Source organism: Nocardioides sp. CF8 (assembly GCF_000389985.1).
Lineage (GTDB): Bacteria > Actinomycetota > Actinomycetes > Propionibacteriales > Nocardioidaceae > Nocardioides > Nocardioides allogilvus.
Genome location: NZ_CM001852.1, coordinates 3,470,969 through 3,478,640 on the forward strand (window position 1 = coordinate 3,470,969; position 7,672 = coordinate 3,478,640).

Consider the following 7,672-nt stretch of genomic DNA (forward strand, 5'->3'; position numbering starts at 1 on the left):
CCGCAGGTGGAGGTACGTCGCTGCGCGACGCGACAGCGTGGCGTCATGACCATCCTGCAGACCCACCACACGACCCGTTCCACGTCCGCCGGTCCGCGCGCCGCCGGTCTCAGTCCCTGGCTCGCCGGCCTCTGGTCGGTCGCCTACCTCGGCCTCGCCGTCCTCCACCTCCTCCGCGACACCGGGGCCCCCTGGGTGCCGACCGAGGCGTCGGTCCTCGGGTCGCTGTCCTCCCCCGACGTCTCGGTCCTCATCGTCGCGCTCGGCGCGCTCGGCCTGGTCGGGCTCGCCCTCCGGTCGCGGTCCCCACGCCTCGCCGGGTCGCTGCTCGTGGCGACGGGCCTCGTCACCGCACTCGTCCTCGCCGACGCGCGCTCGCTCACCTTCCTGGGCTACCTGCCGATGCTGCTGCTCGGGCTCGTCGGGGTCGGCCCCATGGACGAGGTGGCGACAGACCGGCTGGTGCCCGCGCTCGCGTCCGTCGGTGAGTCCGTCGGCGGGCTGGCGCTCGTGCTGACCGGCGTCGCCGCGCTGCGCGCGACCACCGACCGTCCGGGCTGGCCGGTCGCGACCGCGGCGCGGGTGTGCCGCTGGGCGGTGGCGGTCGCCATCGCCGTACCCGCCTTCTATGCCTCCACCCGTCTCGCCTGGGCGCTCGGCATCCCGTTCGGCGTGCGCGAGGAGTTCCTGGTCGAGCTCGGGGACGGGAAGCTCGCCGGGCTCGGCCTGGCCCTGGCGGCGCTCGTCGGCTGCGTGCTGACCGCCGGCCTGGTGATGCGCTGGGGTGAGGTCTTCTGGTCGTGGCTGCCGGTCATCGGCGGGCGCCCGGTGCCGGTGCGGCTGGCGCTGCTGCCGTCGGTGTTCGTCGGAGCCGTCGTCTTCTCCGCGGGGCTCGCGTTCTGGCGGCTGATGTGGACCGGCCAGATCACCGACATCCCGGGCAACGAGGCCGATTGGGCCGCCTGGGTGCCGGAGCTCTTCTGGCCGCTGTGGGGCGTCGCGCTGGCCGTGGCCGGACTCGCCTACGCCGCCCGCCGGGTGGGTGAGCGGTGATGCGCCACCTCCCGTGGACCTGGGGCAACCTCGGCGCATCGCTCGCGCCGACGGCACCGCCGACCTACGACGGCCCCCACCTGGTCCGCTCGGTGTCGGTCGAGGCAGCCCCGGAGGTGGTGTTCCGCTGGCTGCTCCAGATGCAGCTGGCGCCGTACTCCTATGACCTGCTCGACAACTGGGGACGCCGCAGCCCGCGGCACCTCGTCGAGGGCCTCGACGTGAGGGTCGGTACGGCGATGATGGACATCTTCACCGTGACCGCGATCGTCCCCGACCGGGTGCTGGAGCTGACGCTCACGGACCCGGGACCGGTCCGGGCGTTCGGGCCGCTGGTGTGCACCTACCAAGCGGTGCCGCGGGTCGGCGGGACGACCTTGCGCTGCGACATTTTCCTGACCCCGCGGCACGGTCTCGGCCGCGTCCGGGCGTTCCTGCTCGCCTGGGGCGACCTGGTGATGATGCGCAAGCAGCTGCTGACGTTCAGGCGACTGAGCGAGCAGACGGCTCAGCCCGTCCAGGTCCCGTCGTCCCAGGCGGTGCCGAGGACGGAGAGGTAGGGCGCGAGGTCCCAGCCCTGCTCGGTGACCCAGGCATCCGAGAAGTAGGTGTCGAGGTAGCGCACCCCGTCGTCGCAGAGCAGGGTCACGATCGAGCCGGACTCACCGGCGGCGTGCATGTCGCAGGCCAGCTTGGTCGCGGCATAGAGCGCAGTCCCGGTCGACGGCCCCGCGAGCTGGCCGGTGCGGGCCCGCAGGAAGTGGGCGGCCGCCACGGACGCGGCGTCGGGGACGCGCACCAGCCGGTCGACGACGTCGGGCAGGAAGGACGGCTCGGCACGCGGCCGCCCGATGCCCTCGATCCGCGAGCCACAGGTGGTCTCGCCACAGCCGGGGTCGCGGAAGGCGGCGAGGAAGGCGGAGTTCTCGGGGTCGACCACGCACAGGCGGGTGTCGAGGCCGCGGTAGCGGACGTAGCGCCCGATCGTCGCCGAGGTGCCCCCGGTGCCGGCACCGACCACGACCCACGTCGGCGCCGGGAACCGCTCCATCCCGAGCTGCTCGAAGATCGACTCGGCGATGTTGTTGTTGCCGCGCCAGTCGGTCGCCCGCTCGGCATAGGTGAACTGGTCGAGGTAGTGGCCGCCGGTCTCCTGCGCGAGGTTGCGCGCGGTGTCGTAGACCTCCGCCGGGTCGTCGACCAGCACGCAGCGGCCGCCCTCGCGCTCGATCAGCGCGATCTTCGACGGCGACGTCGACTTCGCCATGACGGCCGTGAACGGCAGGCCGAGCAGGTGGGCGAAGTAGGCCTCGCTGACCGCCGTCGACCCCGACGACGCCTCGATGACGTGCGTGCCCTCCTTGATCAGGCCGCCGCAGAGGCCGTAGAGGAACAGCGACCGCGCCAGCCGGTGCTTGAGCGATCCGGTCGGGTGCGTCGACTCGTCCTTGAGGTAGAGGTCGATGCCGGGCAGCGCCGGGATGCGCACGGCGTGCAGGTGGGTGTCGGCGGAGCGCTGCTGGTCCGCCTTCAGCCTGCGGACAGCCTCGATCACCCAGCCACGGTCGGCGTGCCCCGACTGGTCGACCTCCAGCAATCTCTCCACGGACCCGGTCATGGTCGGAGCGTGCCACAGTTGCGCCGTGGAGTTCCAAGAGGTCGTACGCCGACGGCGGATGGTGCGTCGCTATGCCGACCGGCCGGTGGCCCCCGAGTCGGTGGACCGGCTCCTGGCCAACGCCACCCGCGGGCCCAGCGCGGGCTTCACCCAGGGCTGGGCGTTCCTCGTCCTCGACACCCCGGCCGACGTGGACCTGTTCTGGACCGCGACGTCTCCGGACGCTCCCCCGGCGGCTGAGGAGGGACGGAGTCTCGTCTCGAAACCCACCACGTGGCTCGACGGCATGCGCACCGCGCCGGTCGTGATCGTGCCGATGTCGGACAAGGGCGCCTACCTCGACCGCTACGCCGAGGCCGACAAGGGCACGCCCGACTGGCCCGTTCCCTACTGGCACATGGACGCCGCGATGGCCTCCCTCCTGATCCTCCAGACAGCGGTCGACGAGGGCCTGGGCGCCTGCTTCTTCGGGGTCCCCGGCGCACGGATCGACGCCTTCCGAGCCGCCTTCGACGTACCCCCCAACCTCAAGCCCGTCGGCGCGATCACGGTCGGTCACCGGGCGGACGACACCGGTTCGCCCGGCTCGCCGGCCCGCCGCCCGCGCCGCTCCGGCGTCGTCCATCGGGGCCGCTTCTCCTCGTGACCGGCTGGGGTCGCCCTGCTTTGATGACAGGCATGACCACTGCCGCGCGCGCTTCTGACCTCCTCGCCCTGCACCAGGCACCCGAGCTGCTGACCGTCGTCAACGTCTGGGACGCGATCACCGCCAAGGTCGTCGCCGAGACCCCGGGCACCCAGGCCCTCGCCACCGCCAGCCACTCGATCGCCGCCACGCTCGGTTATCCCGATGGGGAGAAGATCCCGGTCGAGGAGATGATCGACATGTGCCGCCGGATCGTCGAGACCACCGACCTGCCCGTCTCCGCTGACCTCGAGGGAGGGTACGGCGACGCGCCCGACACCATCCGGCGCGCGATCGGCGTCGGCGTCGTCGGGGCCAACCTCGAGGACCAGATGAAGCCGCTGGCCGAGGCCGCCGCGCAGGTCGAGGCCGTGATGGCCGCGGCTGCTGCCGAGGGCGTGCCCGACTTCGTGCTCAACGCCCGCACCGACGCGTTCGTGAAGGGTCGCGACCGTGATCGTGGCGAGGTGCTCGCCGACGCGGTCGCGCGCGGCAAGGCCTTCATCGATGCCGGCGCGCCCGTGGTCTTCGTGCCGGCGGTCCTCACCGAGGAGGAGATCGTCACCCTCGTCGACGCCTTCGGCCCGCAGCGCCTGACCACGATCGCCATCCCCGGCAGCCCCTCGCTCGAGCGCCAGCAGGAGCTCGGCGTCGCCCGCGTCTCCCACGGCCCGATGTCGCAGCGCGTCGCGCTCACCGCCTTGCAGGAGCTCGTCGAGGAAGTGCAGCGGGGTGGCGGCGTGCCCGCCACGATGCGTCAGCTCAACTGACCTCGCGCGCGGCCAGCGCGCGGGTGAAGTGGCCGCGGCTCTCATCGTCGAGGTGGTCGTGGGCCAGGGCCTCCCGCATCTGTGACACGTCGCCCAGCCAGGCATGCAACAGGTGGGTGATGCGCAGGCCGGAGTAGGACGGCTCCAGGGCGATCGGGTCGCCCGGGCGGATCGTGCCCGGGGACACCACCGCCAGGTAGGTCCCGGCCCGCCCCCTCCGGGCGAACCGCCTGATCCACCCCGGTTCGCCCATCGTGCTCGCGAAGGTCGCGCACGGCACGCGGGGTGCGCTGACGCGCAGCACCGCACTGCCGATGGACCACACGTCGCCGTACTCCCGGAATCGACGTCGAGGCCGAGGGTCGTGATGTTCTCGCCGAACATGCCGTCGGGCAGGTCTCGTCCCAGCTCGAGTGCCCAGTGGTCGAGCTCCTCGCGCGCGACCGCGTAGACCGCCTGCTCGCTGCCTCCGTGGTGGCGACCGTTGCCGACGAAGTCGCCGGCGACCCCCGAGAAGCCCTGTCCGTTCGGTCCGCGTCGCTTGGGACCGGGATCGGTGACGTCGATGCGCTCGACGGGCACCTTGCCGATCCCGGTCGGCGTCGACTTCCCGCGGCGCGGGGCCGGTGCGCCGACGTTGACGGAGAGCACGGAGGCCATGGCGCGACCCTAGGCGCGATGCGGTCGTTGGCGCGCCGATTTATCGTGGGTGCAGGAGGAGCCCATGGACGACCGGCAGCACGACCACGACGAGGCCGAGCGCGCGAAGCGCTCGAAGGAGACAGCGGCGGCCGCGCGCGTCCACCACCAGACGCAGTGGGTCGAGCAGCAGCTGCGGGTCGCCATGGAGCGGGGCGACTTCGACAACCTGCCCGGCGCGGGCAAGCCGATCAAGGACCTGGGCGGTGAGCACGACCCGGACTGGTGGCTCAAGAAGCTCGTCGAGCGCGAGCGGATCAGCGTGCTGCCGCCCGCGCTGGCGCTGCGCAAGGACGACGCCGAGCTCGACGCGCGACTCGACGCGATCACGGCGGAGTCGGAGGCGCGGCGAGAGGTCGAGGAGTTCAACGCGCGGGTGCTCAAGGCGCGCTACACCCCCGTCGACGGGCCACCGCTGATCACGATGCCGCGCGACGTCGAGGAGACCCTGGCGGCGTGGCGCGATCGGCGTACGGCGCGGCGCGAGGCCCAGCGCGCGGCGGTAGCGGCCAAGGTCGAGCCCGCACCGCCCCGACGACGCGGCTTCTTCCGCCGCCGATCCTGAGCCCCCGATCCGTCATACCGAGCCGCACCAATAAGTGCTCTTCGGAATGACGGACGATCACGCTCCGGCGTCTCGCGTGGGATCCGTCATAACCGGACGGCGCGGCATTTCGGTAAGTTCGCGCCCATGCGTTCAAGCAAGGACTTCTTCCGCCCGCTCGCCGTGGGCGCCCCCCAGCCCGTCACCGAGATCCCCGCTCGACCGAGCCGCGCGATCCACTTCTTCGATCCGTCGAACGAGAAGATGGCCGCCAAGATCCCGCAGATGGTCGGCACCGTCGACGTCCTCCTCGGCAACCTCGAGGACGCCGTCAAGGCCGACAACAAGGAAGCAGCGCGCGCCGGCCTCGTCCGGATCGCGAAGGAGACGGACTTCGGTCCGACCCAGCTCTGGACCCGGATCAACGCGCTCGACAGCCCGTGGGTGCTCGACGACCTGACGACCCTCGTCGCCGAGATCGGCGACAAGCTCGACGTGATCATGGTCCCGAAGGTGCAGGGCGCCGAGGACATCCACTACATCGACCGGATCCTCGCCCAGCTCGAGGCCAAGGCCGGCCTGACCCGCCCGATCCTCGTGCACGCGATCCTCGAGACCGCCCGCGGCGTGGCCAACGTCGAGGAGATCTGCGGCGCCTCGCCGCGCATGCAGGGCCTCTCGCTCGGCCCCGCCGACCTGGCTGCCGACCGCCGGATGAAGACCACCCGCGTCGGCGGCGGCCACCCCGGCTACCTCGTCCGCGAGGACCCCAACCCCGACCAACCCGAGGCCCGTCGCCCCACCTACCAGCAGGACCTGTGGCACTACACGATCTCCCGCATGGTCGACGCCTGCGCGATGCACGGCATCTACCCCTACTACGGCCCCTTCGGTGACATCGCCGACGTGACCGCGTGCGAGGACCAGTTCCGCAACGCCTTCCTGCTCGGCTGCGTCGGCACCTGGAGCCTGCACCCCAAGCAGATCGAGATCGCCAACCGCGTCTTCGCCCCCAGCGTCGAGGACATCACCCACGCCCGTCGCGTGGTCGCCGCCATGGGCGACGGCACCGGCGCCGTGATGCTCGACGGCAAGATGGAGGACGACGCCTCCCTCAAGCAGTGCCTGGTCATGGTCGAGCTCGCCGACCAGCTGGCCGCCATCGACCCCGTGCTCAAGGCGCAGTACGACGCGATCCAGATCGAGGCCCACGCATGAGTGACACGACGTTCCGCCCCCGCCGCTCGGTCCTCTACATGCCGAGCTCCAACGCCAAGGCACTGGAGAAGGCCAAGACCCTCCCCGTCGACGGCATCATCTTCGACCTCGAGGACGCAGTCGCCCCCGACGCGAAGGTCGACGCCCGCGCGGCGGCCGCTGCCGCGGTGCAGTCCGGGGCGTACGGCGCCCGCGAGCTGATCATCCGGGTCAACGGCATCGGCACCGAGTGGCACGACGCGGACATCGCCGCGGCAGCGGCCGCCGGTCCTGACGTGGTGCTGGTCCCCAAGGTCAACTCCGCCGAGGAGGTCCACCAGCTCGTCGCCGCACTGGAGGCCGCCGGGGCGCCCGAGAAGACGTCACTGTGGGCGATGGTCGAGACCCCGATCGGGATGCTCAACGCGCTCTCGATCGCGCAGGCCTCGCCCCGCCTGACCGGCTTCGTCATGGGCACCAACGACCTGGTCAAGGAGCTCTACGCCGAGCACGTCCCCGGCCGCCAGCCGGTCATCACCGGCCTAGGTCTGGCGCTGCTGGCCGCCCGCGCTGCCGGCATCGTCATCATCGACGGCGTCTACAACGACGTGAAGGACGTCGACGGCTTCCTCGCCGAGTGCGAGCAGGGCCGCCAGATGGGCTTCGACGGCAAGACGCTGATCCACCCCGGCCAGGTCGAGGGCGCCAACACCGCGTTCGCGCCCAGCGAGCAGGCCGTCGAGGACGCCCGCGGCATCCTCGAGGCGTGGGACAACCGCACCACCGGCGTCGTCACCTACAACGGGCGGATGGTGGAGAACCTCCATGTCGAGTCGGCCCAGCGCACGTTGTCGATCCACGACGCGATCCTGGCCCTGCAGGCAGCCGTCTGACCTTCGTCGAACGTCAGCCGGGACGTCCGACGAGGTGGTGGTCCTGGCCACCGGGTCGTCGGACGTCTCGCGCAACGTCCGACCACGTGGCTTCTGGCACGGCCTCCTGAGGGAGGCGGGCTCGCGTCGGCGTACGACCTGACGGAGGCGACCGAGCCGATCGTGGTCCTGCAGGCCCCAGCTGGCATCTGGACGGTTGTCGCGCCGAATGCC

Annotated in this window: 9 protein-coding genes and 1 pseudogene; 7 read left to right on the plus strand and 3 right to left on the minus strand. The window is 71.7% G+C overall.

The features are described from left to right. The first annotated feature begins 45 nt into the window (after positions 1 to 45). Both CF8_RS21160 and CF8_RS16955 read left to right on the plus strand, forming a co-directional pair. Positions 46 to 1,053 carry a hypothetical protein gene (locus CF8_RS21160; RefSeq protein WP_010834322.1) on the plus strand — a complete coding sequence of 336 codons (1,008 nt, stop codon included), beginning with the start codon at positions 46 to 48 and terminating at the stop codon, positions 1,051 to 1,053. Continuing rightward, a complete protein-coding gene (locus CF8_RS16955) occupies positions 1,053 to 1,613 on the plus strand; it encodes a hypothetical protein (RefSeq protein WP_051204250.1) in 561 nt (186 codons plus the stop codon). Before CF8_RS21160 ends, CF8_RS16955 begins: the two co-directional genes overlap by 1 nt. Here CF8_RS16955 and CF8_RS16960 read toward each other — a convergent pair. Then, positions 1,562 to 2,671 carry a PLP-dependent cysteine synthase family protein gene (locus CF8_RS16960; protein WP_010834324.1) on the minus strand — a complete coding sequence of 370 codons (1,110 nt, stop codon included), beginning with the start codon at positions 2,669 to 2,671 and terminating at the stop codon, positions 1,562 to 1,564. The two genes, CF8_RS16955 and CF8_RS16960, sit on opposite strands and share 52 nt — an antisense overlap. 25 nt (positions 2,672 to 2,696) lie before the next feature. Here CF8_RS16960 and CF8_RS16965 point away from each other — a divergent pair, with 25 nt between their 5' ends. After that, positions 2,697 to 3,317 (plus strand): nitroreductase family protein, encoded by a 621-nt coding sequence (locus CF8_RS16965; protein WP_010834325.1) that lies wholly within the window; start codon positions 2,697 to 2,699, stop codon positions 3,315 to 3,317. A gap of 32 nt (positions 3,318 to 3,349) precedes the next feature. Then, complete coding sequence (locus CF8_RS16970) at positions 3,350 to 4,126, plus strand: isocitrate lyase/PEP mutase family protein (RefSeq protein ID WP_010834326.1); 777 nt, start codon at positions 3,350 to 3,352, stop codon at positions 4,124 to 4,126. Here CF8_RS16970 and CF8_RS23515 read toward each other — a convergent pair. Then, positions 4,119 to 4,451 (minus strand): MOSC domain-containing protein, encoded by a 333-nt coding sequence (locus CF8_RS23515; RefSeq protein WP_010834327.1) that lies wholly within the window; start codon positions 4,449 to 4,451, stop codon positions 4,119 to 4,121. The two genes, CF8_RS16970 and CF8_RS23515, sit on opposite strands and share 8 nt — an antisense overlap. 29 nt (positions 4,452 to 4,480) lie before the next feature. Then, a pseudogene (locus CF8_RS23695) lies at positions 4,481 to 4,786 on the minus strand (MOSC domain-containing protein); the annotation flags it as partial. A gap of 64 nt (positions 4,787 to 4,850) precedes the next feature. Between CF8_RS23695 and CF8_RS16980 the strand changes: the two are divergent. The 3 genes from CF8_RS16980 to CF8_RS16990 all read left to right on the plus strand — a co-directional run bounded on the left by CF8_RS16980 (position 4,851) and on the right by CF8_RS16990 (position 7,459). Further along, complete coding sequence (locus CF8_RS16980) at positions 4,851 to 5,390, plus strand: J-domain-containing protein (protein ID WP_036491316.1); 540 nt, start codon at positions 4,851 to 4,853, stop codon at positions 5,388 to 5,390. 126 nt (positions 5,391 to 5,516) lie between these two features. Continuing rightward, on the plus strand, positions 5,517 to 6,587 hold the full coding sequence (locus tag CF8_RS16985) for an HpcH/HpaI aldolase/citrate lyase family protein (RefSeq protein WP_010834329.1): 1,071 nt from the start codon (positions 5,517 to 5,519) through the stop codon (positions 6,585 to 6,587). Next, the gene (locus CF8_RS16990; RefSeq protein WP_010834330.1) at positions 6,584 to 7,459 is read left to right on the plus strand and encodes an HpcH/HpaI aldolase/citrate lyase family protein; all 876 of its coding nucleotides are present in this window, start codon (positions 6,584 to 6,586) and stop codon (positions 7,457 to 7,459) included. The genes CF8_RS16985 and CF8_RS16990 overlap by 4 nt, the downstream gene beginning before the upstream one ends. The last annotated feature ends 213 nt before the right edge of the window (positions 7,460 to 7,672 follow it).

Bases quoted from the DNA above. Each gene is read 5' to 3' on its own strand.
- CF8_RS16970 (WP_010834326.1), top strand. From the start codon at position 3,350: ATGACCACTGCCGCGCGCGCTTCTGACCTCCTCGCCCTGCACCAGGCA.
- CF8_RS16980 (WP_036491316.1), top strand. From the start codon at position 4,851: ATGGACGACCGGCAGCACGACCACGACGAGGCCGAGCGCGCGAAGCGC.
- CF8_RS16955 (WP_051204250.1), top strand. From the start codon at position 1,053: ATGCGCCACCTCCCGTGGACCTGGGGCAACCTCGGCGCATCGCTCGCG.
- CF8_RS21160 (WP_010834322.1), top strand. From the start codon at position 46: ATGACCATCCTGCAGACCCACCACACGACCCGTTCCACGTCCGCCGGT.
- CF8_RS16990 (WP_010834330.1), top strand. From the start codon at position 6,584: ATGAGTGACACGACGTTCCGCCCCCGCCGCTCGGTCCTCTACATGCCG.
- CF8_RS16960 (WP_010834324.1), bottom strand. From the start codon at position 2,671: ATGACCGGGTCCGTGGAGAGATTGCTGGAGGTCGACCAGTCGGGGCAC.
- CF8_RS16985 (WP_010834329.1), top strand. From the start codon at position 5,517: ATGCGTTCAAGCAAGGACTTCTTCCGCCCGCTCGCCGTGGGCGCCCCC.